Source organism: Pseudactinotalea sp. Z1739 (assembly GCF_049725055.1).
GTDB lineage: Bacteria > Actinomycetota > Actinomycetes > Actinomycetales > Beutenbergiaceae > CALKWS01.
The window spans coordinates 338,297-362,735 of record NZ_JBMPQA010000001.1; the positions used below are offsets into that span (position 1 = coordinate 338,297).

Consider the following 24,439-nt stretch of genomic DNA (forward strand, 5'->3'; position numbering starts at 1 on the left):
GCTGCACAACGGAGCGGGCCGGAGCCAGATGGCTCGGAGGGCGGATGAGTCGGCCGGTACGCCGGGTTCTGTCGCCGGGGCGTGCGCCCCGGGGGCGGCCATCCATCTAGGACCTGCGTTACCGCAGGCCTCCAGCGACCTACCCGGAAACTCGGGCGGGCAGCCCTCAGGTGTTTCCTGTCTGGTCTTGCTCCGGATGGGGTTTACCTAGCCACACCGGTCACCCGGTGTGCTGGTGGTCTCTTACACCACCGTTTCACCCTTACCGCATCAAGATGCGGCGGTTTACTTTCTGTTGCACTGTCCCGCGGGTCACCCCGGGTGGGCGTTACCCACCATCCTGCCCTGTGGAGCCCGGACGTTCCTCGGTACGGATCTCTCCGCAACGCGACCGCCTGGCCGACTCATCCACCCCCATTCTATTCCACTAAACAGCCCAACCAAAGTCGGCCGGGTCGGGCTTGCTCTGGTCAGTGCGATGAGTTCTGCGCTGTGCCAGGGTCAACACCACATCACCCCATCGCAACGCGGAGGACCTGGATGAACGAATCAACGCCCGTACCCGAACTCGACCACCGCTTCTCCGATGCCGATGCCCACCCCCCGTCCTGGCGTGAGGTGAGCGCGGTGTTGCAGGAACGGCAGATGTTCTGGCTTTCCACGGCGCGCGCGGACGGGCGACCACATGCGGTACCGTTGCCGGCGATCTGGCACGAGCGGGTCCTCTACTTCGCCACCGGCGTCACCGAGCAGAAGGCAGTCAACCTGGCCCGCTCCTCCACCTGCGTTCTGAGCACCGGAACCGCTGATATGAACTCGGGGCTGGACGTAGCCGTGGAAAGCGACGCTGAACGCGTCACAGACCCCACAACGCTGCACCGGCTCGCGGCCCGATGGCTGGCCGAGCTCGACTGGCCCTACGACGTGGTGAGCGGCGGTTTCGCCCACCCGGGGAGCGACCCGGAGCCCGGAACCGAACCGGTGCTGGTGTTCGCTGTCCGGCCCACCAAAATTCTCGCGTTCAGCAAAGGCACGCCGTTCAGCCAGACCCGATTCCGGTTCCCGGGCTGATTCCGCCCGAGCCATGAGCGCTCCGACTGACCCGAGGGAGCAGATTGCCCAGCGCGATGAGCAGTACTACGTGGGAGTCCGCACCCGGGTTCCCATGCAGGAACTGGACTCGGTGATACCCCCGTGCGTGGACGAGGCGGCGGCATGGCTGGCGACGCGGGGAATAGAGGCGACCGGAGCCCCCCTGGTCCGCTATCACGTCATTGATATGGACACCGACCTCGACATCACCGTCGCTTGATGGACCGGACGATGACCCCGACCCATCGCACTGGCGAACAGAGGTGGCGATCAGGCTGGCGGACGATAAGCGCAACCGAAGCATAGATGCTCAGCGCCTCAGACCCTGCCGAACTCCTTGATCAGCCGGTCCACGTCCTCCTCGTCGTGGTACACCCCAAGTCCCAGGCGCAACCGGTCGGCGCGGTGATCCACCAACACACCCCGTTCGGCGAGGGTGCGTGCGATCTGGCCCGCTGCCGGGGTGCGGTAGGTGAGGAAGTGCCCGCGGTCGCACCCGGCCGCTGGGATGAGTTCGGCTCCGGCGAGGATGCCCGGTTGCTGCACCAGGCCGGCCAGCACCCTGTCCTGCAGTCCGGACACGTGCCCGTGGATCTCGGCCACGCCCACGCCGAGGTCGTCGAGCCAGCGCTGCACCGCGTTGAACCGGAATAACCCCGAGGGGTCGAACGTGGATCCCGCCAACCGTTGCCCGCCCCGGGCATACGTGACGCCCCTCGATCCCGTGCCCGGGCTGTCCGCGAGGTGATCGAAGGCGGCGAACCAGCCGGTGTTGACCGGTCGCTGCGCGTACCCGGGAGGTGCGTTGACGAAGCAGACCCCCTCCCCGGCCATGGCGTACTTGTATCCCCCGGCCAGATAGAACGCCCGGTCCTGTATCGGGGTGACCGAGGTGGGCAGCGCCATGAACGCGTGGTAGCCGTCGACGACGACGAAGGTGCGCTCGTCCGGTACCGCGGACACGATCTGGGCCACATCGGGCACGGCGTAACCAGAACTGTAGAAGACATGGGAGAACAGGATCAGATCGTGCTCGGGCCCCATCGCGTCGACGAACCGCTCGGGGAACGTGTGCAACGGTTCGGCCGGCACCCGCTCCACCAGAGCCAGGCCAGCCTCGGCCCATCTGTCCAGTTGCCGGGTGGCGCTGTGGAACTCGGCGTCGGTAGTCAGCACCCGCATCGGCATGGGTAACGCCGAGCAGATCCGTAACAACAGTTCGTGGGTGTTCTGGGCGAAGGCGATCTCATCGGCATCGCTCAGGCCCAGCCGGCCGGCCACGTGGCGCCTGGCCTGCGGCAGTTCGGTCTCCAGCACCGTGGCCCACTTGCCGTCCAGATCCCTGGCTGCCACGTCCCAGGCGCGCAGGTGTGCCTCGCGCGTCACGTCCGGCCACGGGTGGTGGCTGTGCGCGGCCAGGTGCAGCACCCCGGAGCGCAGGGCAGCGTTGAAGTGCTCGGCGAGGCTCTCCCGCCCGCCGATCATCCGCCGTCGTCCTCGAACTGGAACCGCAACTGGGCCGAGACCTCCCTCGGAAGCCGTGGCAGGGCCGAGCGGGGCACGTAGTAGGTAGGTAGGTCGAACAGGTCATTGAACACCCGGTGCCGGTTCGCGGCGGCGGCCAGGTAGGCGTGCCCGGAGGTGCCACCGGTGCCGATCTTTCCGCCGATCATCCGGTGCACCATCACCGCGTGGCGCTGGCGCCACGTGGTGAAGCCCTCGTCGACGTCCACCACCGCGCGCAGAACCCGGAACGGGATCTGGAACAGGGGCTCGTCCCGGTACAGGTTGATCAGCAGGGCCGCCAGGAAGGCATCGCGGGACAGATGCCGTTGCCCTCGGTCCTGCAGTTCGGCGTAGCGGTCGGCGTCGAACAGGGTCTGGAAGGAGTCAGCAGTGGCGTCCAACGAGGCCAACTGCTCGGCACGACCCTCCTCGGTCAGGCTTTCCAGGTTCCGGATCGCGTCCCGTTCGGCTGCGAGCATGGTGTCGACCGCCCCGGCGTAGGCGGACCAGAAGTCGAAGTCACCGAACCGCAGGAACGGGGTCCGTGCCAGCCACTCATCCAGTCCGGTGCGCAGGGTCGGGGCGGCCTCGGCATCGGCGAGCAGTTCGGCGTGCTCGGCCGACAGCACCGCGGTGTAGGGCGAACCGTGGATCTTCAGCCGTCGTTTGACGTCCAGGCCAAGCCGGTTCTCGATCAACCGGAACTGCACGCTCTGGAAGCCCGAGGCGGGCACCAGTGCGTCCCGGAAGTCCAGGAAGTCCAGCGGGGTCATGGTCTCCAGAACGGTCAGTTGCTCCAGCAACAGCCGCTGGATCGCGGTGATCCGTTCCAGCCGGTCGGCCACCTGTCCCATCGCATGCTCGGGTATGTGACCGGCGTTCATGATGTGCACGGCGTCGTCGAGTTCGTGCAGGATCTGCTTGAACCACAGTTCATAGGCCTGGTGCACCGTGATGAACAACAACTCGTCGTGGGCGCTGCGCCCGCCGACGTCACTGCGCGGGTTCTGGGCGCTGAGCAGATGCTCCAGGCCCAGGTAGTCCCAGTAATACAATGCGCCGCCGTCGGTGGTCGCCCGGGCATCGGAAGTCATGCCACCAGGGTGACACCTGCTGGAGCGGCGCGGGCGGTATTCGGACTGCCCATCGCGCCAGTTCGGGCGACCCGGTCACCAGATGGCGGCTTCATCGGGTGCACCCGAACCCCGCTACCGGGATAGGCTCGTGGAGTCGGAGGACGACATCTGGAGGCATCGTGGCCAACTTGGACGATCTGTGCACCACCCACGTGGAAGCGGCCCGGGCTGACCCTCATGGGCGCAGTGCCGAACTGATCGTGCGCGACGGATTCCTACGACAATCCGTGATCGCCATGTGCACGGGCACGGAACTCGCCGAGCACAACTCCCCCCACGCTGCCAGCATCCAGGTGCTCACCGGGCGCGTTCTGGTCACCAGTCTGGGTGAGCGGGACGTCGAGGTCGCCGAGGGGCACCTGCAGGTGCTGACCCATGAGCGGCACGCGGTCCGGGCCCTGACGGACTCGGTGTTCCTGCTCACCACCGTCACCAGTGTGGGCCAGCAGGACGGACCCGAGCGCGGGATCTAGCCGAGCGCGGGTCTAGGCCAGGGCCGGCCCGCCCGGCGACTTCGGTTGCGGGCCGTTCACCTCGCCGGGGGCGCCTCGTCGTTGAACCGGGGATCGTGCAGGTGGCAGGCCACCCGCACCCCGCCGGCCGGGCGCAGTTCCGGGTCCACCCCTTCGCGGAAGTCCACCCGCACCCCCGAGCCGGTCACATCGATGGCCCGCACTCCCCGCCACAGCGGCTCGTCCGGATCATCGGTGCGTGCGCTGTTCAGGACCTCGCCGACCTCCTGCGCGGTGTGACCGGACGGGGCCGGTAGCGACACCTGTTCCATGCCCCCGTCCAGATCGGCCACCCCGGTGACCAGTGGCTGTTCGGTGCGGTAGACCTCATCGCCGCGCTCCAGCCACCGCCGCTCGAACATCGCCCCCAGGTCCCGGCCCTCCCAACCACACGCTCCGAACGCGGCCGGGCAGCGCGGGTGGAAGGAACACCCGTGGGGCGGTGCGGCTGCGTCCGGGATCTCCCCCCGGGGCAGATCCCGGACCACCGATCTCGAGGGGTCGGGATCGGGAACCGCTTTGAGCAGGGCGCGGGTGTAGGGGTGCTTGGGGTCGGCGAAGATCTCCTCGGTGGGCCCGATCTCCACGATCCTGCCCAGGTACATGATCGCCACGCGGTCGCAGAAGAACTTCGCGGTGGCCAGGTCGTGGGTGATGTAGACATAGGTCAGGTCCAACCGCTCACGCAGGTCCAGCATCAGTTCCAGGATCTTGTTCCGCACGCTCATGTCGAGCATGGAGATCGGCTCATCAGCCACGAGCAGTTCCGGTCCGCAGATGATCGCGCGGGCGATGACCGCGCGCTGTTTCTGCCCCCCGGAGAGTTCTGCGGGGAGTTTGTCCAGGAACTGCTCCGCCGGGGTGAGGCCGGTCAGTTCGAGCGCCTCGATCACCCGGTCGCGTTCCTCCTCCCGGTTGTTCACGAGCCCCTGGATCCGCAGCGGATGGCCGATCGCGGTTCGCAGGTCCATCGTCGGGTTCAGCGCCGCGTGCGGGTCCTGGAACACCATCTGCAACCGGCGGCGCAGCCGCCGCATCGGCCCCTGACCCATCGTGGCCAGGTCCGCCGTGCCGTACCGGATGTGCCCGGAGGTGGTTCCGACCAGCCCCAGGAGAGCCCGGCCCAACGTCGTCTTGCCACTGCCGGACTCCCCGACCAGGCCCAGCACCTCACCCCTGCGCAGCGACAGGTCCACCCCGTCCACCGCCTTGACGGTACGACCACCGCTGCCCAGCAGGCGGGCCAGTGCGCTTCCGCGTAGATCGAAGTGCACCCGCAGGTCCTCGATCTGCATCAGCACGTCCTCGGCCGGCACGGCCGAGGCGGTGCCCGCTTCGCCCCCGGCGCCTTCCCGTCCCGGGGAGGCGGCGTCGTCGTCCAGCACCGTGGCGTCGTCGTCAGGCTTCATCGGCAACGCTCAACTCCTCTCGCACCAACGGCTCGCGCCCACCGGGTTCGATCAACTCATCCGGCCCGTGCAGCCAGCACTCCACCACCTGATCCTCAATGGCCACCGGGTGCGGGAACTGACGGGCGCACACCGTCATCGCATGCTCGCACCGGGGATTGAACCGGCAGCCGCTCGGCGGATCGATCAGATCCGGCGGGGCGCCGGGGATGTAGTGCAGACCGGTGGTGTTCAGGGAGATCGTGGAGCGCAACAGCGCCTCGGTGTAGGGATGCTGCGGGTGGGCGAACACCTCGGTGACCGGTCCCTGTTCCACGATCCGGCCCGCGTACATCACCGCCACCCGGTCACAGGCCTCGGCCACGATGCCCAGGTTGTGGGTGATGAACAGCAGGGAGGTGTCGAATCCGGCGCGCAGGTCGGCCAGGATCGAGATGATCTGCGCTTCCACCAGCACATCCAGGGCAGTGGTGGGTTCATCGGCCACCACGAAACTGGGCCGCAACGCCAGGGCTAGGGCGATCATGATCCGTTGGCGCATCCCCCCGGAGAACTCGTGGGGGTAGGCCCGGTACCGGGTGGGCGGGATCCCCATCGCGCGCAACGTGTCGATCGCGCGGTCCCGGATCTGTGCCTTGGGTGTCTCGGGTTCGTGGGCGGACAGCGCCTCCTCGAAGTGTTCCGAGACACGCATGAGCGGGTTCAGCCGCGTCAGCGGCTCCTGGAAGATCATGCCCAGCTGCGGTCCGCGCAGGCGCTGCAGGGTCTTGGGCTTGGCCCGCACGAGGTTCTGCCCACCGAAGTCGACCACGCCGTCCACGCTGGCCGCCCGGGGCAGCAGGCCCATCACCCCGCGGCCCAGGGTGGTCTTGCCGCATCCGGACTCACCCACCAGCCCCAGCGTCTCCCCCGGGTAGAGGTCGAAGGAGACTCCGTCGACGGCGCGGACCGGACCGCGGTCGGTGCCGTACCAGACCCGCAGGTCCGCCACGGACAGCACTGGTTCACTCATCGCGGCCCTCCGCATCCGAGGTGGTGCCCGAGGTACTGCCCGAGGCGCCCGGCCGGCGCCGCGCCTGGTCGGAACCGCCCCCGCTGCCACCACCGGTGGTGCGGGGCCGGCGGATCAAGCGGGCCGGACCCGGCTTCATCGAGGCGTTCACGTCCCCGGGCATCCGGACCTGCAGCAGTCGGCGCACCCGGATGGCGGGGTTGAGGGCCTCGTTCAGGCCCTCCCCCATCAGCGTCATCCCCATCACCAGCAGCACGATCGCGATGCCTGGGTAGAGCCCGGTCCACCAGATCCCGGCCCCGGCATCGGCCACGGCCCGCTGCAGGTCGTATCCCCACTCGGCCGCCTCGGTGGGCTGGATGCCGTAACCGAGGAACCCCAGTCCAGCCAGCGTCAGGATCGCATCGGCGGCGTTCAGGGTGGCGATCACCGGCACGGACTGGATCACGTTGTTCAGAAGGTACCGGGACATCACGGTGGTGCGGCGCGCCCCCATCGCCCGGGCCGCCTCGACGTAGGTCTGCTCCTTGGCGCTGACGGTGGCCGCGCGTACCACCCGGAAGTACTGCGGGATGTACACCGCGGTGATCGCCAGCGCCGCGGTGGTGGCACCACCGCCCAGCCGCTCCGAGAGCAGGAACGCCACCACGATCGCCAGCAGCAGCGCCGGCAGCGTGAACAGCGCGTCCATGATCATCACCAGTGCACGGTCCAGCCAGCGCCCGACGAAGCCGGCCAGCAGGCCCAGCAGCACCCCGATGGCCAGCGAGAAGGTCAGCGCCAGCAGCACCACGGTCACTGCGGTCCGGGCGCCGAAGACCACCCGGCTGAACACGTCGTACCCCTGGGTGGAGGTTCCGAAGATGTGCTGCCCGCCGGGTGCCAGATGGTTGGCGAACCGGCCGGCGTCGTCGGCCACCTGCGCGTGCCCGAACGGGGCCAGCACCGGCGCGAGCAGCGCCACCAGCAGCATCAGCGCGGTCAGCACCGTGCCGGTGACGAGCATGAACCGGCCCACACCGTGGGAGTTGGTGTACGGGCGGGCGATCCCGCGCAGGATCCGCCGCAGGCGCGAGCCTCCGTTGCCTCGCGTCTGGGACGACGGGGCGGTGGGAACGGCTTCAACGGCCATCAGTACCTCACCCTCGGGTCGATCATCGCGTTGATGATGTCGATCAACAACGACGCGGTCACCACCGCCAGGGCGAAGAAGGTGATGATGCCCTGCACTGCGGCGTAATCACGGGAGTCCAGATAGCGCACCAACTGGCTGCCGATGCCGTTCCAATTGAAGGTCTGCTCGGTCAGGATCGCCCCACCCAGCAGCAATGCCACCTGCAGTCCCAGGATGGTCACGAACGGGACCATCGCGTTCTTGAACGCATGGTTGATCACCACCCGCGATTCGGCCACGCCCCGGGCCCGGGCTGCCTCGACGTAGTCGCTCCGCAGCGTCTGGATCAGGTTGATGCGGATGATCCGGATGAACACCCCGGTCAGGAGCAGTCCCAGGGTCAGCGCCGGCAGCACCAGGTGCTGCAGGCCGTTGATGAACGCCGCGGTGTTCTGGGCCAGGAGGGCATCGATGAGGAAGAAGTTTGTGCGCGCCGGCACCGAGGCGAACATCACCGGCGACGCCTGGGAACTGGACGGCAGCCACCCCAACGTGCGGGCGAACAGCAGTTGCATCAAGAGCCCGACGAAGAACACCGGCGCGGCGTAGGTCAGGATGCCCAGCACCCTCAGCACCGCGTCCAGGGCGGTGTCGCGGAACCGCCCGGCGAGCAGGCCCAGCGGCACCGCCAGGACCAGCGCCACCAGGAAGGCCGCCAACGTCAGCGTGAGGGTGGCGCCACCGTTGACGGCGAAGATCTGCGTGACCGGCCGGTTGTCCACGATGGTGGTTCCCAGATCGAACCGGAGCACGCCCCCGATGTACTCCGCGTACTGCACCAGGATCGGCCGGTTGTACCCGGCCGCCTCCCGCAGTGCCTGCAGTTCCTCGGCGCTACGCTGGCCCCCCAGGGCCACACTGACCGGGTCCCCCGGGGCCACCCGCATCAGGATGAACACGATCGTCAGGATGATCAGCACCTGGGGCACGAACAGCAGCAGCCTGGTGATCAGGTAGGTGCGTAGTGAACCGGTGGCCTGTGACACTCACCCATCCTTCCCGCGCATGGCGCACCCCGATGGGGTACGAACTCGTGGGGACCGGTCGGTGCCGGTGCGCTGGGGAGTCCCGCACGCACCGGCACCGATCCGGCCCGCGCCACCTACTCGGTGGCGCCGCTCACGCCGGCGTAGTAGAAGATGAACGAGGGGTCGAGGGTCTCCTCCACGCCGGTCACCCCGTCGCGGACGGCGGCGATCTGGTCGCGCTGCCACAACTGCACGATCGGCACATCCTCCGCCGCGATCTCCGAGGCCCGCTCGAACGCCGCCAGGCGGGCGTCCTCGTCGGTGTCGGTCACGATCGTGTCGATCAACTCATCCATTTCGTCGTTGGAGTAGCCGTTGTTGAAGATGTTCGCCGTGCCGTAGAAGGGCTGGATGTAGTTGGAGGCATCCGGGAAGTCCGGGAACCACCCCAGGTCGAACGCGTCCATGGACTGGTCGGAGAACGTCTCGGCGTACTGGGCCCAGGACAACTGCTCCAGGCTCACCTCGAACAGGCCGGAGTCGTTGAGCTGACGCTGGATCTCGCCGTACATGTCACCGATCTCCTCCCCGTAGCGATCCGGCATCCACCAGGCGTCGAAGGCCACCGGGATGTCCACGCCCGCGTCCTCGAGCAGCGCGCGGGCCGCATCCACATCGGGTTCACCGTAGGCGTCGTCGAAGGCGGGCACGTGCCCGGCCACCCCGTCGGGAATCGGGCCGTACAGCGGGGTCACGGTGTCCCGGTAGACCGAGGAGGCGATGGTCTCCCGATCGATCACCTGCGCGAGCGCCTGCCGCACCGCGGGCTCGTCGAAGGGTGGGCGCGAGACCTGCAGCACCAGGTAGTTGATCTCGGTGCCCTCACCGACGACCACCTGCACACCGCGCTCGGCGCCGTTCTCGCGCAGGTCCTCGATGTCGGTCACGGCCAGGGACCGGTAGGCGACCATCACATCACCCTCCTCGATCGCCTGCTTCAGCGCCGACTCGGTTTGGTAGAACTGCAGGATCACCCCGGAGTTGCTCAGCTCCGAGTCACCGGAGTAGTTCTCGTTCAGCCCGAGCTGGATCTGCTGGGTGGCGTCGAAGGTGTCCACCGTGTACGGGCCGGAGCCGAACACCTCGGCGTTGGGCTGCAGGTCATCGCCGGGGAAACTCATCGGCACGATCGCCGCCGCACCGGTGGTCAGGATGTACGGGAAAGTGGCGTCGGCGTTGGACAGCGTGAAGGTCACCGTGGACTCATCCGGCGCCTCCACCGACTCGATGCCGTCCAGCAGTTGCCACCCGTTGGAGGAGTGCTGGATCGCGAGCTGGCGCTCGACCGAGTGCACCACGTTCTCTGCGGTCAACTCGCTGCCGTCGGCGAACATCAGGCCCGACTTCATCGTGCAGGTGTAGGTGACCTCGTCGTCCCAGTCGCAGGCCTCGGCCGCATCCGGGGTGGGCTCGGTCTCCCCCAACGGGACCGACAGCAGTCGTTGGTAGGTGTTGTAGATGATGTTCCAGGACGGCTTGTCGTAGGAACCCGCTGGGTCGATGTTCGTCACCGTGTCCGTGGTGCCGATCACCACGGGCATCGTGCTCGCTGCGTCATCCTGCTCGGCACCATTGGTGTCGGTGCCGGTTCCGTTGGTGTCCTCATCGCCATTGCCGTTGCCGCAGGCGGCCAGCGTGAGAGCACCGACCGCGGCGATAGCCGCGGCGGCCTTCAAACTACGTACACGCATCTGCATCTACCTCGATGTCATCATCGCTTGGATCTCGCGTGGGGCCCGATGCCGGTCGGGCATCCTTGCCAGCGAGCTTCTGGGCAGGTTAGCGCACCGAGCGAGCCCTATAGCCCCTCCCCCGGGGTTGTGTCCAAACCGATATCCAACGAGGCAACCTGAGAACAGGGCGGCGCAGTGGTCCGGCGCGGATAGGCTGCCCGATGTCTCCCGGACCGGTTGGCGAAAGGACCCGAATGCGGCGGCACCTGCGGACACGCCCGTGCTGATCATGCTTCCTCCCTCGGAGGGCAAGGCCGCGCCCGAGCGGGGACGCCGGTTCGATCCCGGCGCGCTGAGCCACCCGGAACTGGCCGGCCCGCGTGAGCAGGTGCTGCAGGCGCTGATACGCGCCTCGGCCGGCGCCGACGCCACCACCCGTCTGCGGTTCGGTGCCTCCCTGGCCGAGCAGGTCGAGGCGAACACCCGGTTGCGCGACGCCCGGGCAGCGCCGGCGGCGCAGGTCTACAGCGGCGTGCTCTACGACGCCGCCGGCCTGGTGAACCTGTCCGGGACGGCCCGACGGCGTAGCAACAGTTCGGTGCGGATCGTCTCGGCGCTGTGGGGGGTGCTCCGTCCGGACGACGCGATCCCCGCCTACCGGCTGTCCATGTCCACACCGCTGCGGCCCCTGGCGCCGCTGGGCACCTTCTGGTCCCGGCACCTGGGCGGGGCTCTCGACCCGGGAGGTTCCGACGTCGTCCTCGACTGCCGTTCGCAGGACTACGCGCGGGCCTGGTCACCAGCCCCGGACCGGGAGTGGCTGGCGGTCCGGGTGGTGGCCATCCGGTCAGGTAGGCCCGTCGTGGTCTCCCATCACGCCAAGCACACCCGGGGCGTGCTCACCGGTCACCTGTTCCGCCGGCCCGAGCCGTTACCGCGCACCGCGGCGGGCGTGGCCGCGGCCGCGGCCGAACTCATCGGCCCGGTACTGGCCGACGTCGGCCTGCATCCCCCCGTCCGGTCGGGGCCGGCCACGCTGGAGCTGGTGCTGTCGGACTGACGCTCAGTCGTCCAGGCGCACCAGGATGTAGTCGTAGTCCTCGCTGCGCAGCACCTGCTCGGGCGGGGCCGCCTCGATCGCTGCCTTCTCGGTAAGGGACAGCGGTACCTGGACGCCCTGGGTCGCACTGCCCCGCAGCGCCACCGCCCCCAACCCTCCGGTCTTGGCGCGGACCCGCTCGTACAGCGCCAGCAGCGCCTCATCGATCCCGGCGGCGAGTTCGTCCCGAGCGGCCTTGTGCTGCTCGCTCTCGGCGTCCAGTTCGGCGAACGCGGCATCACGCTCGGCCTCGACCCTGGTGATATCGGCCCGGATCGCTTCGAGCTGGGTGGTGGTGGCCTGCAGTTCGTGCTCAGCGGCCTCCAGGCGTTCCATCACCTCCAGTTCGACCTCCTCCAGGCTGTTCTGGCGCTTGCCCAGCGACTCCAGCTCGGCCGAGAGCGCCTGCAGGTCCTTGGGCGAACCGGTCCCGGACTCCAGCCGTTGGCGGTCCCGGTCGGCCCGGTTGCGCACCTGTTCCACATCGGTCTCGGCCTTGACGAGTTCGCGGCGGGTGTCGGAGACCAGCATCTGGGTCTGCGCCCGGCTGCGGTCCAGGTCCTCGGCCCGTGCGGTCAGCTCCGCCAGGGTCGCCAGCGTGGGGTGGGAGTTGCGCTGGTGGGCGAGTTTGGCCAGGGCGGTGTCGAGTGCCTGCAGGTCCAGCAACGCACGCTGGTCGGATACGGGCGCAGTGCTCACAGTCACACACGTCCTTCCTGGTTGGTGGATTCCAGCCTATCGGTCCACGGGTCGGTGGGATGCGTGCTGACCCGCACCTCGATCCGTGCCCCGGCGGCCTCGGCATCGGCTCGCAGATGCTCGGCCGCCACGGGCAGCCAGGGCCACTCACTGGCCCAGTGCGCCACGTCGATCAGCGCCGGGGCGCCGGTGCGGGCCAGAGCCTCGCCCGCGGGATGGTGCCGCAGGTCCGCGGTCACGTAGGCATCGGCGCCGGCAGCGGCGACCACCTCCAGCAGCGAGTCTCCGGCGCCGCCGCAGACGGCGACGGTGCGCACTGTGGCATCCGGGTCGCCGCCCACGCGCACCCCATGGGCCGTGGCGGGCAGGACATCGGCGACGCGTTCAGCCAGGTCACGCACAGTGATCGGATCGGCCAGCTCTCCGATCCGGCCCATTCCGGCCGGAGACGGTGGCGCTGCGGTGGGCACCAGGGAGAAGGCGGGTTCCTCATACGGGTGCGCCCGGCGCAACGCCTCGACGACGGCGCTCCGCCGGCTGGGCGGCAGCACCATCTCCAGGCGCACCTCCTGCACGCGCTCGTGCTGCCCGACGGTACCGATTGCCGGGTCGGCCGCCCCGACCGGAGTGAACTCCCCGGTACCGGTCACCGACCATGCGCACCCGGTGTACTCCCCCACCTGCCCGGCACCGGCGGCACCGAGGGCCTGGCGCACCGACTCTGCCTGGGGTGTGGGCACATAGGTGATGAGCAGGTCCAGGTCGTCACCGGGCAGTGGTTGCAGCGGCCGGGCGCCGGTGAGGCCGAGCAGGTCGGCGAGGGCCTCGTTGACCCCGCCCGCAGCGGCATCGGCGTTGGTGTGTGCCACATACAGGGCGATGCCGGAGCGGATCAGCCGGTGCACCAGTGCACCCTTCGGGGTGGTCGTGGCCACCGAGTGGACGCCGCGCAGCAGCAGCGGGTGATGAGTGATGATCAGGTCCGCCCCGCACTCGATCGCCTCGTCCACCACGGCATCGGCCGGGTCCACCGCGAGCAGCGCCCGGCCGATGGGGGTCCGGGGATCGCCCACAACCAGACCCACGGCGTCCCACCCCTGCGCAGTCGATGGCGGATAACGTCGTTCGAGGGACTGGATCAGGTCCTGCAGGGTGAGGGTGGTGTGCATGTCACCAGGCTGTCGGCGACCTGCCGGGGAAGCAAGCCCCACCCGAGCAGCGCTGATCGACCTTCGGCTGCGCACACGCACAACGGCTCGCCGACAGCGCACCGAGGGTCTGCCACACGGGTGTGCACAGCAAGCGCTCGGTGCCCGGTTGCCAGAGTTCAGGGTAGATTCATCGCGGGTTACCCCGACGCTGGCGCGTCGAGAGGTGGCTATTGCACCGAAGCATGCAGAAGGAGGGTCGATGACGGCACTGCCTAGTCCGGCAGGGTCGCGTTCCCGGGGACCGGTCGATGCGCCGGCGGCAGGCGGCGCGGGCCCCGTGGACGAGGAGGAACGCGCGCGGCGACGCAAACTAGCGCACCGTCGTCGGCTCTCGCGGAACTGGTCGCTCTTCCTGCTGTTCGCCGGCCCGAACATCCTGCTGATCCTGGCGTTCATCTACTTCCCGCTGATCAGCAACATGTACTACTCCACCCTGGACTGGCGGCTGGGATCCCCCAGCGCCACACCCGTGGGGCTGGACAACTATGCGCGCTTCTTCACCTCGCCCTCCGGGTTGGAGGTGTGGCGGGTCACCGGCATCTTCACCGGTGGCGCGGTGGTGGGCTCCATGGTGCTGGGACTACTCATCGCCCTCGTGTTGAACAAGAAGATCCCCGGGCGCACGGCGGCCCGTACTGCCGTGTTCGCCCCCTATGTGCTCTCCGGCGTGGGAGTGGCGCTGGTGTGGAACTTCATCTTCGACCCCACCAGGGGTGCTCTCAGCTACCTCCTCGGGTTCCTCGGTATCGCCTCACCGCAGTGGTATCTGAACGAGAACTGGGCACTGGTGATGGTGATCATCGTCTACGTCTGGAAGAACCTCGGTTTCTGCGCCGTGGTCTTCCTCGCCGGACTGCAGGCAGTCCCCCAGGATCTGTTGGAGGCAGCCACCCTGGACCGGGCCGGGGCGGCGCGACGGTTCTTCTCCGTGGTGCTACCACTGCTGACTCCCACGGTCTTCTTCCTGCTGGTCACCAACATCATCTTCTCGATGACCAACGCCTTCGACATCCTGCGGATCATGACGCCCACCGGGCACGGCACCAATACGATCATCTTCGAGATCTATCTGCAGTCCTTCGGCGCCTACCAGCGGGCCGGGTACTCCGCTGCTATCGCGGTGGTGCTGTTCTTCACGCTGTTCCTCATCACCGCCGTCCAGTTGCGCTACGTGGAGAGGAAGGTGCATTACCAGTGACGCAGCGACCCCTCGCCACACCCGGAGCCGATCCCGGGCGTCTCGACGGCCGGCCGCCGACGAGGAAGACGCGTCCGGACTGGACGAAAGCCTTCAGCCCGCGCCACCTGGCCGACACGATGCTGGCCGGCTACCTACCGATCCTGATCGCGCTGTTGGTGATCGTGCTGCCGCTGGCCTGGATGATCTCCTCCAGCTTCAAACCACCGCCGGAGATCCTCACCCTGGCCCCCACGTTGCTGCCCCAGGACCCCACCCTGAGCAACTACGGAGCCGTGGCGGACCGGGTGCCGCTGCTCACCGTGCTACGCAACAGCGTGATCGTCACCATCATCGGCGCCACCATCAAGGTCTTACTGGCGGTGACCACGGCCTACGCGTTGGTGTTCATCAAGGTACCCGGGGCGAACCTCATCTTCCTGGGCATTCTGGTTGCGCTCATGGTGCCGCCGGAGGTGTCGATGCTGCCGAACTACCTGACCATCACCGCGCTCGGCGGCCGGGACACCCTGTGGGGCATCATCCTGCCCGGACTCGGGACCGCGTTCGGGACCTTCCTGCTCCGGCAGCACTTCAAGGCACTCCCGAAGGAGTTGTTCGAAGCCGCCGAACTCGATGGCGCCGGACACCTGCGCAAACTGTTCCAGATCGCCGCACCGGTGTCGCTACCGGCAATCGCGACCGTGGCGCTGGTGACCATCGTCAACGAGTGGAACAACTTCCTGTGGCCCCTGATCATCATCGACTCCCCGGCACGGATGACCCTGCCGGTGGGTCTGAACATGCTGCAGTCGATCGAGGGGCAGACCGGCAACTACGGCGTGCTGATGGCCGGTGCGGTCCTGGTGATCGTCCCTGTCCTACTCATCTTCGCCGCCCTCCAGCGCTACATCGTGGCCGGCCTCACCCAGGGGGCGGTCAAGTGAACCCATCGACCCCGACGACCAACGAAGAAACGAAAGAAGGAGCACCCATGAAACAGTCCACCAGCCGCACCGTCCGCAGCCTTGCTGCGCTCGGTGCCGCGACCCTCGTCCTGGCCGCGTGCGGCCCGGACACCAGCGGTGGTGACGGTGACGCCCAGGAGGACGTGGATGTCTCCGGCGTGGAGCCGGCCGACGAGATCACCTTCTGGACCAACCACCCCGGTGGTTCGGCCGACGTCGAGAACGAATTGATCGCCCAGTTCACCGACGAGACCGGCATCGAGGTCAACGTGGTGACCTCCGGGGCGAACTACGAGGAGACCTCGCAGCGGTTCCAGACCGCACAGGGCAGCGCTGAGGTGGACGTGGTGGTGTTGTCCGATGCCACCTGGTTCCCCAACTATCTGAACGGCTCCCTGGTCGCGGTCGACGGCCTGATGGAGGAGGCCGGGGTCGACACCAGCGGATACGTCGAAGCGCTGTACGAGGACTACCAGTACGAAGGCAGCCACTACGGCGTCCCCTACGCCCGCTCCACCCCGCTGTTCTACTACAACGTCGACCATTACGAAGAGGCCGGCATCGAGGCGCCCCCGGAGACGTGGGACGAAGTCGCCGAGGTCTCCGAGCAGCTGATGGACGCCGGGGTGGCGAACTCCGCCTTCAGTTTCCCGCCGCAGGATGAGTACCCGGCCTGGTGGATGGCCAACATCGTGTGGGGTTACGGCGGTGCCTGGTCCGATGAGTGGGACTTCTCCCCCGTCTCCTCAGATGCCACCATCGAGGCGCTGGAGTTCGCACAGGAAGCAACCAACTCCTGGGCCTCGGTGTCCTCGGGCAACCCGGCCGATGACTTCTCCGCCGGCGCCACCAGCCAGATCGTGCAGTCCACCGGTTCGCTGGGCGGCATCCTGGACTCGGCATCCTTCGAGGTGGGCACCGCGTTCCTGCCCGGCGGTCCGGCCGCCGAGGGTGAGACCCCGACCGGTGGTGCCGGTCTGATGATCGCCTCCGACAGCACTCCGGAACGTCAGCTGGCCGCGGCGATGTTCGCCGGCTTCATGGGCAACCCGGACTCGACGGCCGCGTTCTCCGCTGCCACCGGGTACGTGCCGGTCCACCAGGATGCGGACATGTCCGACGTCTACGCCGAGACCCCGCAGTTCCAGACCGCGGTGGAACAGCTCGAACGCGCCCGGGTGCAGGACTTCGCCCGGTTGTTCGTGCCCGGTGGTGACCTGGAGTTGTCCCAGACCCTGCAGCGGATCCTGACCTCCGACGTGGACGTGGCCGAGGAGATGCAGCGCGTGGAGGAAGAGTTGCAGTCCCTGTACGACTCCGACGTGGCCTCGGAGGTGGAGGGCTGAGTCAGCCCTTCACCCCGACCCCGGTGGGCCCGGATGGGTATCGCGGGCGTTGCGAGTGCGACGCCCGCGGCGCCCATCCGGGCCCTCGGTCGTCCGGGCCGATCCGCATGGTGGCGAGGTCGGCCCCGGCGGCGCGACGACATCAACGGCCTCGATGCCCTGCCCGGGCCGGGTCAGCGCTGGACGTCGCCGGGTGCGGTGTCCAGGGAGTCCAGGTCGGTGCGGGTGAGCATCGCCTCCCAGTCCCCCCGGCTGGAGACCACCGCAGCCCCGCAGGCGTTCCCGCGTTCCAGTCGCTGCGGCAGCGGCAAGTCCTCGAGCAGGGCGGAGAGGTACCCGGCCACGAACGCGTCGCCGGCGCCGATGGGGTCGACGACGTCGACGGGCAGGGCCGGGCGAAGGACGTCATCCCCGGCGGTGCGCACCCGGGCGCCGTCCCCACCGAGTTTGATCACCACCTCCCCCACGCCCAGACCGAACAGGGCCTCGAGGTCCATCCGGGCGCCGGACGTGAGCAGGGCAAGTTCCCCGGGGTCACCGAAGACGACGTCGGCGTACGTGGCCAGTTCGGCCAGCACCGGCCGGGCCTGCTCCGGTGACCAGAGCCGGGACCGGAAGTTCACATCCAGGCTGACCTTCATACCGGCCGTCCGCGCGGCCCCGGCCAGCGCCAGGGTCGCCTCGGCAGGCCCTGGGCCCAGCGCCGGGGTGATCCCGCTCAGGTGCACAACTCCCGGCCGTAGGTCCAACGCGGCCCGGGCGTCGGCCGGCCCGATCGCGGTGAAAGCCGAGTGGGCCCGGTGGTAGTCCACCCGGGCTCGCCCCATCGGGCGTTGCTGGGACACCAGGATGCCGCTGGGAGCGCCCTGTTCACGGCGTACCGCGGTGGTGTCGACCCGCTCGGCGGCCAGGGTGCGCACGATCAGGTCACCGATCGCATCACCGCCCAGCACGCTCGCCCATGCCGACCGGTGCCCGAGCCTGGCCAGCCCGATCGCGACGTTCGACTCGGCACCGGCGATCGAGATCCTCGGCTCCGGACCGACGCCGAGGGTCCCCTCGGCGCGGATGGTGCCCATGGTCTCCCCGAGAGTGAGCACATCGATGCCGCTCATCGGGGGCGTCGTTCCACGCCGTCGTCCCAGGCACGCACCATGGCGGCGGCCCGGTCGCGGATCTCCGCCCACGCCTGGTCGGCGACGAGGTCGTCGTTGACCAGGTGTCCACCCACACCCACACCCACACATCCCATCGCGGCGTAGGTGGTGGCCTCGGCCGCGCCCACGCCCCCGGTGGGCAGCAACGGGATGTCATCGAGGGGCTCGGCGATCGCCTTGATGTAGTCCACCCCGCCCAACGGTCCGGCCGGGAACACCTTGACCGCAGCCACCGCGGGGTGGCGGTGAGCCAGTTCGATCTCGGTGGGCGTGCTCGCGCCGCAGTAGACCGGCCGGCCCGCCGGTGCTGCGGCCCCGAGCACGCCGGAGTCGATCGTGGGGGTGACCAGGAACTGCGCCCCGGCGCTGATCGCTTGGACCGCCTGGTCAGCGCTGCGCACCGTCCCGGCACCGACCTGAGCCTCGGTGCGGTCCCGCCACTCGGTGATCGTGGCACGTGCGTCCGGCGTGGGCAGCGTCACCTCCAGGCGGGTGATTCCCCCGGCCGTCAGCGCCTCCAGCACCTCCAGGGGCGGGCTGCGCCGGCGGAGCCGGATAATAGCCACCACCCCGACGTCGGTGCTCATCGCGGGCCCTGCTCAGATGCTTGCGTCATCACGCCACCAGGTTAGTCGCTGCCCGCCCGCAGCATCGTCCCGGCTCGCACGCCGGTGACCTCGCCGCCGTCGAAGGCGACCCGCCCGGCCACCAGCACCGCGTGCATCCCGGTGGCCAGCCGCCAGGGGTCAGAGAAGGTGGCGTTGTCGGTGAACGTGCGGGGATCGAAGACGGCGACGTCGGCCACCGACCCGGCGCGCAGGATGCCACGGTCGGACCAGCCGAGCCGGGAGGCCGGCAGGGAGGTCATCTTCCGCACCGCCTCGGGCAGGGTGAGCAGGCCCCGCTCGCGCACGTAATGGGAGATCACCCTGGGGAAGGTGCCGAAACTGCGCGGGTGCGGGCGTCCTCGACCCTGGTCCCGTAACACCCACCCGTCGCTGGCCACGGCCACCCGTGGGTGGGCCAGCACCCGGTCCACATCCTCATCGGACATGGAGTGCAGCACCACGCTGGCCCCGCCGTCGTGGGCGGCCAGGATCCGCAGCGTGGCTTCGGCGTCGTCCACGCCCTCGGACCGGGCGATCTGGGCCAGGCTCTGCCCGGCTGCGTCCTGGTAACGGCCCGGGCCGAGGTGGGCGATCATCACCCCGGAGGCCACGGTGGCCTGCCCCTGCCGCATCTCGGCGAGGATGCGCTCACGCGCCTCGGTGTCGGCCAGTCGGCGCAGCAGCGCAGCGGTACCGCCGTCCAGGGCCCAGGTGGGCAACCGGGTGGTCAAGGTGGTGGAGGAGGCGGTGTAGGGGTAGACGTCGGCGGCGACGTCCAGGCCGGCCTCGGCGGCCTCATCGATCAGCCCGAGTGCCTCAGCGGTACGCCCGTGGTGGCGCTCCCCGGCGGCCTTGAGGTGGGAGATCTGCAACCGCGCGCCACCAGCGGCGGCGAGCCGGACCGCCTCCTCGACGGCCTCGGTGAGTCGGGCACCCTCGTTGCGGATGTGGGTGGAGTACAACAGCCCATGCCGGCCCGCCGCGCTGACCAGGTACTGCAGTTCGCGTTCGTCGGAGTAGGTGCCCGGGGCATAGATCAGGCCGGTGGAGAACCCGTATACCCCCTGGGCCGCTGCGGTGGCGAGCAACTCACCCATGGCAGCCAGGTCGTCGTTGGAGGCGAGGCGTTGCTCCCCGCCCATCACGGCTTCCCGCAGGGCGTTGTGGCCCACCTGGGTCACCATGTTGATCGCCGGTCCTGCCGCGTCCACCGCGTCGGCGAACCCGCCGGGATCGGTCCACTCCCAGCCCAGTTCGGGTTCCAGGAAGGCCGAGGACGTACGCATCGCCTCCAGATCGGCCACCGGGAACGGGGAGAAGCCGCAGTTGCCGCCCACCAGGGTGGTCACGCCCTGCGGCAGTTGGGTGCTGGCCTGCGGGTGGCCCTGGATCCGGAAGTCGGCGTGGGAGTGCAGGTCGATGAAGCCCGGGGTGACGATCAGGCCGGTGGCGTCGATGACCTGCGCTCCGCGCAGGTCGGCCCGGCTGATCTCGGCGACCCGTCCCCCGCGCACTCCCAGGTTGGCGCGGATCGGTTCGGTGCCGGTTCCGTCGAGGATGCTGCCCCCGTGGACGACGACGTCGTGGTCGGTCATGTAGTGAATCCTCCCGGTGCTGTGTCACCACAGCGGTATCGGTTGTGCCGGTTCAGTTGGCCGAGCCCCGCGCGGTTGCCACCACGGTTGCTGCCGCCCGGGCGACGATGTCATCGACGGGACCGGGACCGTCGTCGTCGATCACGTCCTGAAGGTCGCTGCCCAGGGCGGCGAAGGAGATCATCCGGTCGTCGAAGTCCAGCACCCCCACGTCGTGGCGGATGCCGATGATCTCCCCGGTCTTGTGCCGGCACAGCACGTCCGGGCCCAGGCGGGCGGGCATGCGGGAGTTGAACTGCTGGCGCAACAGCATGTCCAGGGCCAGGGTGCGCAGGTGAGGTGGCAGCAGGTCGGCGCACAGCGCGTCCAGCAACAGGGCTTGGTCGGCGGCGGTGGTGGCGTTGCGGCCCGGCAGGTGGGTGTCCATCAGGGTGCGCTGGATCTGCGTGTCGTGCATGCCCCACCGGGCCAGGAACTGGGCGATGCGGTCCAGGCCGAGCAGGCGGATCAGCATGTTGGTGGCCTCGTTGTCGCTCACCACGATCATCATCTCGGCCACTTCGGCCACGGTGAGTCGCTGCACCGAGGGCAGGTGCACCAGCACGCCGCTACCGCCCACGCGTTCCTCGGGTACCTCCAGCACCTGCTCGAGCGTGAGCTGGTCCTCGGCCACGTCCTGCAGCACCATCAGCAGCACGGCCACCTTGATGGTGCTCGCCGGGGTCGTCACCCGGTGGGCCTCGACCTGGGCGATCACCTGCCCGGCTTCCCGGACCGCGAAACTCCAGTGTCCCGGCGCCTCCCGGGCGATCGTGGTCAGGTGCTGCTGCAGTGCGTGCTGGTTCTTCTCCGGCCACGTCGTCATGTAGACCTCCTCCGGCCAGCCATCCTGTCGCATGAGTGGGCTCGAGGTTCCCGGGGCACGCGGGGCGGGGCCCACATGAGCCACGTCCTGCGACGGCGCGTGTGGGCACGCGCCCGTGCGACACAGCCGCGCCAACCTTGATCCATCGCAATCAAGGCCTGCGCCTTACTCACCATTCGGTGCAGTTCCACAGTTCCGGTTCGGCCGGCGGCCTCGCCAGCCCGGCACCGACCGCGACTTCCGCCCCACCCCGGCCGGGTACGTCCCGAACCCGCTGATGACGATGCCGCACCCATTACCTACTTCTCCTCGCCGGCCGAGCGACACCGTCCAGGCGCCCGGTTCAGATCAGCGGTCACCGTCGTCCGGAAATTCCCTTGCACCATCGTCCTAGTTGTGCGACCGTCCTACTTGTATATCTGTGCAACTAGAGACTCTGAGGGAGAGATCCATGCTCGATGCGCCACCCCACCTGGCCGGACGGCGCGAGTGGGCGGGCCTCGCCCTGCTCTCGGTACCAACGGTGCTGTTGGGACTCGATGTCACGGTGCTGTACCTGGTGGTGCCGAGCATGGTGGCGGCCCTCGATCCCTCCACCACCCAGACGCTGTGGATCATGGATGCCTACGGGTTCTTCATCGCCGGGTTCCTCATCACCATGGGCACGCTCGGGGACCGGATCGGCAGACGGCGTCTGCTGATGATCGGGATGACAGCGTTCGCACTCGCCTCGATCTTCGCGGCCCTGGCCCCGAACGCCGAGTTGTTGATCCTGGCCCGGGCTCTGCTGGGCATCGCCGGCGCGACCCTGATGCCCTCGACGCTGTCGCTGATCTCGAACATGTTCGCCGATGCGCGTCAGCGCGCGCTGGCCATCGGGGTATGGGCCACGATGTTCGCGGTCGGGATGGCTGCCGGTCCGGTGGCCGGCGGCGCCATGGTGGACGCGCTCTGGTGGGGCGCGGCGTTCCTGCTCGCGGTTCCGGCCGCCGTCCTCGTCCTGCTCGGCGCCCGCAGGGTGCTACCCGAGTATGCCGACCCGGCTGCGGGGCGGCTGGACCTGGCCAGTGTCGCGCTCTCGCTCGCGGCCATCCTTCCGGTGATCTACGCCGTCAAGCACACCGCCGTTCACGGCCCCGAGCTGAAGTCGGCGTTCCTCCTGGCGGTCGGTGTGATCAGCGGGGCTGCGTTCGTTCGCCGCCAACGTGCTCTGCGCGCTCCCCTGCTCGACGTCAGCCTGTTCAGCAACCGATCCTTCTCCGCCGCCCTGGTGGTGCTCCTGGTCGGCCTGATCGGCGTCGGAGGAACCATGTACCTGGTGACCCAGTACCTGCAGTTGGTGCAGGGCCTCACACCTTTCGTGGCTGGCCTCTGGATGGGACCTCCCGCGCTGGCCATGTTCGCCGCTGCCATCGGCGCACCATTCGTCGCCAGGCGCCTCCGACCCGGGTCGGTGATGGCGCTCACGCTGGGCCTGTCCGTGATCGGATACGTGCTGCTCACTATCGTCGGCAGCGGCGACGGAGCGTGGGTGGTGGTCGCATTCGCGTTCGTCTACTTGGGCCTGGGCGCCATCAGCGCGCTCGGCACGGACGTGGTCGTCGGTTCTGCCCCGGCCTCGAAGTCCGGCTCGGCAGCGGCGATGTCGGAAACCGTCATGGAACTCGGGATCGCCGTCGGCGTCGCCCTGCTGGGCAGCCTCACCACAGCACTCTACGCCGCGAGAATGACCGCGCCGCCCGGGACCGCACCGCAGGTCACCGACGGCCTCACCGCCAGCCTCCCGGAGGCACTGGCCCTTGCCGACGAACTCTCGGCCGATGTCCTTGTCCGCGCGCAGGAGACGTTCACGGGCGCGATGAACGTCGCGGCCGCCACGGCGGGATCAGCGATCATCCTCGCGACCCTCCTCTGCCTGGTGGCGCTCCGGCACCTCCCCCCGCTCGGCCAGGAGCAACGTGTCGAGGCCGATCAGCGGTGAGATGCCACTACCCTGTAGACCAGAGGTGAGGTGCATGGGAGCGGACGAGGAACGCCACATCGATGGACGGCTTGCCCGGGGCAGCAAGCGCCGCGCCCAGATCATCGAGGCGACCCTAGCCGTCGTCACTCGTGACGGCGCGTCGGGGGTCACCCACCGCACCGTCGCCGCGCAGGCGGACATCACCACCAGCCTCATCACCTACTACTTCGTCACCCTGGATGACCTGCTCGTTGCGGCCCTGGCCAGCGTCGCCGACACCTATACCGAACACATCCGCGCCATCATCGAGGGCCCGGGCGACAACCTCCACGGCCTGGCCCAGTTGATCGCCGACTCCGCCGGTCCGGGTCGTGACCGGGCATTGGCCGAGCGGGAACTGGCCACCATGGCGGCCCGCCGGCCCGCACTTGCCGAAGTGTCACGCCGGTGGCGCGAGAACGTCGCCGAACTCGGCGCCGCGCTCACCGAGGATCCCGAGGCGATCGCCGCCCTCGTGGCCACCTCGGACGGCCTGTGCACGGCCGTCCTCATCGACAACGTCCCAGCCGATCCCGAGTACATCCACCGGCTGTTGCGCCGGGCACTGAACCCGGCGCGGGCGACGGCGGCGGGGTGAACCCCATCGCCCCGACAGCCGGTCGATCTAGGCGTTGACTTCGGTCAGCGTGCCGTCGTTGACCGAGTAGACGAACCCGCGGACCCGGTCCTTGTGTGGCACGAACGGGTTGGCGGCGATGCGGGCCAGGGACTGACGCACGTCGTCGGCAGGGTCCCGGAAGGATTCCGGTGCCCATGGCGGCCGGATGCCGGTGTCGGCCTCGATCTGAGCTTTGAACTCATCGTCGGTGAACGTGAGCATCCCGCAGTCGGTGTGATGGATGAGGATGACCTCCCGCGTGCCGAGCAGGCGCTGGCTGATCGCGAGGGAACGGACCTCGTCCTCGGTGATGACCCCGCCGGCATTGCGGATCACGTGGGCGTCCCCTTCCTCCAGGCCGAGCAGGCCGTAGGGATTCAGCCGGGCGTCCATACAGGCAACGACGGCGACCTGACGCCCTGGCGGCATCGGCAGGTCACCCTTGTCGAACGTTGCGGCATAGGCCTCCGCGTTGCGGAGCAGGTCGTCGGTGACAGTCATGCCTCGGTCCTTTCGCGTCCGTGGGTCGGCGTCGGTCGGCGCCTCCTCAG

General features: G+C 68.8%; 23 protein-coding genes and 1 other RNA gene. 9 read left to right on the forward strand and 15 right to left on the reverse strand.

The features are described from left to right. Positions 1-41: 41 nt before the first annotated feature. An RNA gene (gene rnpB, locus ACO0LV_RS01560) (RNase P RNA component class A) lies at positions 42-407 on the reverse strand. Between the two features lie 133 nt (positions 408-540). Here rnpB and ACO0LV_RS01565 point away from each other — a divergent pair. Both ACO0LV_RS01565 and ACO0LV_RS01570 read left to right on the forward strand, forming a co-directional pair. After that, complete coding sequence (locus ACO0LV_RS01565; RefSeq protein ID WP_424786102.1) at positions 541-1,071, forward strand: pyridoxamine 5'-phosphate oxidase family protein; 531 nt, start codon at positions 541-543, stop codon at positions 1,069-1,071. A gap of 13 nt (positions 1,072-1,084) precedes the next feature. Then, positions 1,085-1,312 (forward strand): hypothetical protein, encoded by a 228-nt coding sequence (locus ACO0LV_RS01570; protein WP_424786103.1) that lies wholly within the window; start codon positions 1,085-1,087, stop codon positions 1,310-1,312. A gap of 98 nt (positions 1,313-1,410) precedes the next feature. Here the strand turns inward: ACO0LV_RS01570 and ACO0LV_RS01575 are convergent, their stop codons facing one another. Then, entirely contained in the window at positions 1,411-2,577 is a 1,167-nt protein-coding gene (locus ACO0LV_RS01575; protein ID WP_424786104.1) for an aminotransferase class V-fold PLP-dependent enzyme, read from the reverse strand. Continuing rightward, complete coding sequence (locus tag ACO0LV_RS01580) at positions 2,574-3,692, reverse strand: tryptophan 2,3-dioxygenase family protein (RefSeq protein ID WP_424786105.1); 1,119 nt, start codon at positions 3,690-3,692, stop codon at positions 2,574-2,576. The genes ACO0LV_RS01575 and ACO0LV_RS01580 overlap by 4 nt, the downstream gene beginning before the upstream one ends. Before the next feature lie 161 nt (positions 3,693-3,853). On the opposite strand from ACO0LV_RS01580, the gene ACO0LV_RS01585 reads away from it, so the two are divergent. Continuing rightward, entirely contained in the window at positions 3,854-4,207 is a 354-nt protein-coding gene (locus ACO0LV_RS01585; RefSeq protein WP_424786106.1) for a cupin, read from the forward strand. A gap of 56 nt (positions 4,208-4,263) precedes the next feature. Here the strand turns inward: ACO0LV_RS01585 and ACO0LV_RS01590 are convergent, their stop codons facing one another. From ACO0LV_RS01590 to ACO0LV_RS01610, 5 genes are all read right to left on the reverse strand, one after another. Next, complete coding sequence (locus ACO0LV_RS01590) at positions 4,264-5,655, reverse strand: ABC transporter ATP-binding protein (RefSeq protein ID WP_424786107.1); 1,392 nt, start codon at positions 5,653-5,655, stop codon at positions 4,264-4,266. Next, on the reverse strand, positions 5,645-6,667 hold the full coding sequence (locus tag ACO0LV_RS01595) for an ABC transporter ATP-binding protein (RefSeq protein ID WP_424786108.1): 1,023 nt from the start codon (positions 6,665-6,667) through the stop codon (positions 5,645-5,647). Before ACO0LV_RS01595 ends, ACO0LV_RS01590 begins: the two co-directional genes overlap by 11 nt. Then, positions 6,660-7,799 (reverse strand): ABC transporter permease, encoded by a 1,140-nt coding sequence (locus ACO0LV_RS01600; protein ID WP_424786109.1) that lies wholly within the window; start codon positions 7,797-7,799, stop codon positions 6,660-6,662. The genes ACO0LV_RS01595 and ACO0LV_RS01600 overlap by 8 nt, the downstream gene beginning before the upstream one ends. Beyond that, positions 7,799-8,827, reverse strand: coding sequence for an ABC transporter permease (locus tag ACO0LV_RS01605; protein ID WP_424786110.1), 1,029 nt, complete (start codon positions 8,825-8,827; stop codon positions 7,799-7,801). Before ACO0LV_RS01605 ends, ACO0LV_RS01600 begins: the two co-directional genes overlap by 1 nt. A gap of 116 nt (positions 8,828-8,943) precedes the next feature. Continuing rightward, a complete protein-coding gene (locus ACO0LV_RS01610) occupies positions 8,944-10,560 on the reverse strand; it encodes an ABC transporter substrate-binding protein (protein ID WP_424786111.1) in 1,617 nt (538 codons plus the stop codon). Between the two features lie 271 nt (positions 10,561-10,831). Here ACO0LV_RS01610 and ACO0LV_RS01615 point away from each other — a divergent pair, with 271 nt between their 5' ends. Beyond that, the gene (locus ACO0LV_RS01615) at positions 10,832-11,602 is read left to right on the forward strand and encodes a YaaA family protein (protein WP_424786112.1); all 771 of its coding nucleotides are present in this window, start codon (positions 10,832-10,834) and stop codon (positions 11,600-11,602) included. A 3-nt stretch (positions 11,603-11,605) separates the two neighbouring features. Here the strand turns inward: ACO0LV_RS01615 and ACO0LV_RS01620 are convergent, their stop codons facing one another. Both ACO0LV_RS01620 and ACO0LV_RS01625 read right to left on the reverse strand, forming a co-directional pair. Beyond that, the gene (locus ACO0LV_RS01620; RefSeq protein ID WP_424786113.1) at positions 11,606-12,340 is read right to left on the reverse strand and encodes a zinc ribbon domain-containing protein; all 735 of its coding nucleotides are present in this window, start codon (positions 12,338-12,340) and stop codon (positions 11,606-11,608) included. 2 nt (positions 12,341-12,342) lie between these two features. Continuing rightward, positions 12,343-13,509, reverse strand: a complete 1,167-nt coding sequence (locus tag ACO0LV_RS01625; RefSeq protein WP_424786114.1) for a Nif3-like dinuclear metal center hexameric protein — start codon at positions 13,507-13,509, stop codon at positions 12,343-12,345. Between the two features lie 241 nt (positions 13,510-13,750). Between ACO0LV_RS01625 and ACO0LV_RS01630 the strand changes: the two genes are divergently transcribed. Genes ACO0LV_RS01630 through ACO0LV_RS01640 form a run of 3 tightly spaced genes read left to right on the forward strand, consistent with a single transcriptional unit; the run spans position 13,751 to position 17,042 of the window. After that, positions 13,751-14,749: a carbohydrate ABC transporter permease gene (locus ACO0LV_RS01630; protein ID WP_424786115.1), complete on the forward strand. Its 999-nt coding sequence runs from the start codon at positions 13,751-13,753 to the stop codon at positions 14,747-14,749. Beyond that, positions 14,746-15,675 (forward strand): carbohydrate ABC transporter permease, encoded by a 930-nt coding sequence (locus ACO0LV_RS01635; RefSeq protein ID WP_424786116.1) that lies wholly within the window; start codon positions 14,746-14,748, stop codon positions 15,673-15,675. The genes ACO0LV_RS01630 and ACO0LV_RS01635 overlap by 4 nt, the downstream gene beginning before the upstream one ends. Positions 15,676-15,722: 47 nt before the next feature. Beyond that, positions 15,723-17,042, forward strand: coding sequence for an ABC transporter substrate-binding protein (locus tag ACO0LV_RS01640; protein ID WP_424786117.1), 1,320 nt, complete (start codon positions 15,723-15,725; stop codon positions 17,040-17,042). Between the two features lie 173 nt (positions 17,043-17,215). On the opposite strand, the gene ACO0LV_RS01645 is transcribed toward ACO0LV_RS01640, so the two are convergent. From ACO0LV_RS01645 to ACO0LV_RS01660, 4 genes are read right to left on the reverse strand one after another with little or no spacing between them, the layout of a single operon-like run. Further along, positions 17,216-18,157, reverse strand: a complete 942-nt coding sequence (locus ACO0LV_RS01645) for a sugar kinase (protein WP_424786118.1) — start codon at positions 18,155-18,157, stop codon at positions 17,216-17,218. Next, positions 18,154-18,786, reverse strand: a complete 633-nt coding sequence (locus ACO0LV_RS01650) for a bifunctional 4-hydroxy-2-oxoglutarate aldolase/2-dehydro-3-deoxy-phosphogluconate aldolase (RefSeq protein ID WP_424786119.1) — start codon at positions 18,784-18,786, stop codon at positions 18,154-18,156. The genes ACO0LV_RS01645 and ACO0LV_RS01650 overlap by 4 nt, the downstream gene beginning before the upstream one ends. Positions 18,787-18,827: 41 nt before the next feature. Then, positions 18,828-20,402 carry an N-acyl-D-amino-acid deacylase family protein gene (locus ACO0LV_RS01655; RefSeq protein ID WP_424786120.1) on the reverse strand — a complete coding sequence of 525 codons (1,575 nt, stop codon included), beginning with the start codon at positions 20,400-20,402 and terminating at the stop codon, positions 18,828-18,830. Between the two features lie 52 nt (positions 20,403-20,454). After that, on the reverse strand, positions 20,455-21,267 hold the full coding sequence (locus ACO0LV_RS01660) for a serine hydrolase (protein WP_424786121.1): 813 nt from the start codon (positions 21,265-21,267) through the stop codon (positions 20,455-20,457). 451 nt (positions 21,268-21,718) lie between these two features. Between ACO0LV_RS01660 and ACO0LV_RS01665 the strand changes: the two genes are divergently transcribed. Together ACO0LV_RS01665 and ACO0LV_RS01670 are read left to right on the forward strand one after the other, a co-directional pair. After that, positions 21,719-23,248, forward strand: a complete 1,530-nt coding sequence (locus ACO0LV_RS01665; RefSeq protein ID WP_424786122.1) for an MFS transporter — start codon at positions 21,719-21,721, stop codon at positions 23,246-23,248. 34 nt (positions 23,249-23,282) lie between these two features. Continuing rightward, positions 23,283-23,867, forward strand: coding sequence for a TetR/AcrR family transcriptional regulator (locus ACO0LV_RS01670; protein ID WP_424786123.1), 585 nt, complete (start codon positions 23,283-23,285; stop codon positions 23,865-23,867). A gap of 27 nt (positions 23,868-23,894) precedes the next feature. On the opposite strand, the gene ACO0LV_RS01675 is transcribed toward ACO0LV_RS01670, so the two are convergent. Further along, entirely contained in the window at positions 23,895-24,389 is a 495-nt protein-coding gene (locus ACO0LV_RS01675) for a beta-class carbonic anhydrase (protein ID WP_424786124.1), read from the reverse strand. Positions 24,390-24,439 lie beyond the last annotated feature (50 nt).

Bases quoted from the DNA above. Each gene is read 5' to 3' on its own strand.
- ACO0LV_RS01565 (WP_424786102.1), top strand. From the start codon at position 541: ATGAACGAATCAACGCCCGTACCCGAACTCGACCACCGCTTCTCCGAT.
- ACO0LV_RS01570 (WP_424786103.1), top strand. From the start codon at position 1,085: ATGAGCGCTCCGACTGACCCGAGGGAGCAGATTGCCCAGCGCGATGAG.
- ACO0LV_RS01575 (WP_424786104.1), bottom strand. From the start codon at position 2,577: ATGATCGGCGGGCGGGAGAGCCTCGCCGAGCACTTCAACGCTGCCCTG.
- ACO0LV_RS01580 (WP_424786105.1), bottom strand. From the start codon at position 3,692: ATGACTTCCGATGCCCGGGCGACCACCGACGGCGGCGCATTGTATTAC.
- ACO0LV_RS01590 (WP_424786107.1), bottom strand. From the start codon at position 5,655: ATGAAGCCTGACGACGACGCCACGGTGCTGGACGACGACGCCGCCTCC.
- ACO0LV_RS01595 (WP_424786108.1), bottom strand. From the start codon at position 6,667: ATGAGTGAACCAGTGCTGTCCGTGGCGGACCTGCGGGTCTGGTACGGC.
- ACO0LV_RS01600 (WP_424786109.1), bottom strand. From the start codon at position 7,799: ATGGCCGTTGAAGCCGTTCCCACCGCCCCGTCGTCCCAGACGCGAGGC.
- ACO0LV_RS01610 (WP_424786111.1), bottom strand. From the start codon at position 10,560: ATGCGTGTACGTAGTTTGAAGGCCGCCGCGGCTATCGCCGCGGTCGGT.
- ACO0LV_RS01615 (WP_424786112.1), top strand. From the start codon at position 10,832: ATGCTTCCTCCCTCGGAGGGCAAGGCCGCGCCCGAGCGGGGACGCCGG.
- ACO0LV_RS01625 (WP_424786114.1), bottom strand. From the start codon at position 13,509: ATGCACACCACCCTCACCCTGCAGGACCTGATCCAGTCCCTCGAACGA.
- ACO0LV_RS01630 (WP_424786115.1), top strand. From the start codon at position 13,751: ATGACGGCACTGCCTAGTCCGGCAGGGTCGCGTTCCCGGGGACCGGTC.
- ACO0LV_RS01640 (WP_424786117.1), top strand. From the start codon at position 15,723: ATGAAACAGTCCACCAGCCGCACCGTCCGCAGCCTTGCTGCGCTCGGT.
- ACO0LV_RS01645 (WP_424786118.1), bottom strand. From the start codon at position 18,157: ATGAGCGGCATCGATGTGCTCACTCTCGGGGAGACCATGGGCACCATC.
- ACO0LV_RS01650 (WP_424786119.1), bottom strand. From the start codon at position 18,786: ATGAGCACCGACGTCGGGGTGGTGGCTATTATCCGGCTCCGCCGGCGC.
- ACO0LV_RS01655 (WP_424786120.1), bottom strand. From the start codon at position 20,402: ATGACCGACCACGACGTCGTCGTCCACGGGGGCAGCATCCTCGACGGA.
- ACO0LV_RS01660 (WP_424786121.1), bottom strand. From the start codon at position 21,267: ATGACGACGTGGCCGGAGAAGAACCAGCACGCACTGCAGCAGCACCTG.
- ACO0LV_RS01665 (WP_424786122.1), top strand. From the start codon at position 21,719: ATGCTCGATGCGCCACCCCACCTGGCCGGACGGCGCGAGTGGGCGGGC.
- ACO0LV_RS01670 (WP_424786123.1), top strand. From the start codon at position 23,283: ATGGGAGCGGACGAGGAACGCCACATCGATGGACGGCTTGCCCGGGGC.
- ACO0LV_RS01675 (WP_424786124.1), bottom strand. From the start codon at position 24,389: ATGACTGTCACCGACGACCTGCTCCGCAACGCGGAGGCCTATGCCGCA.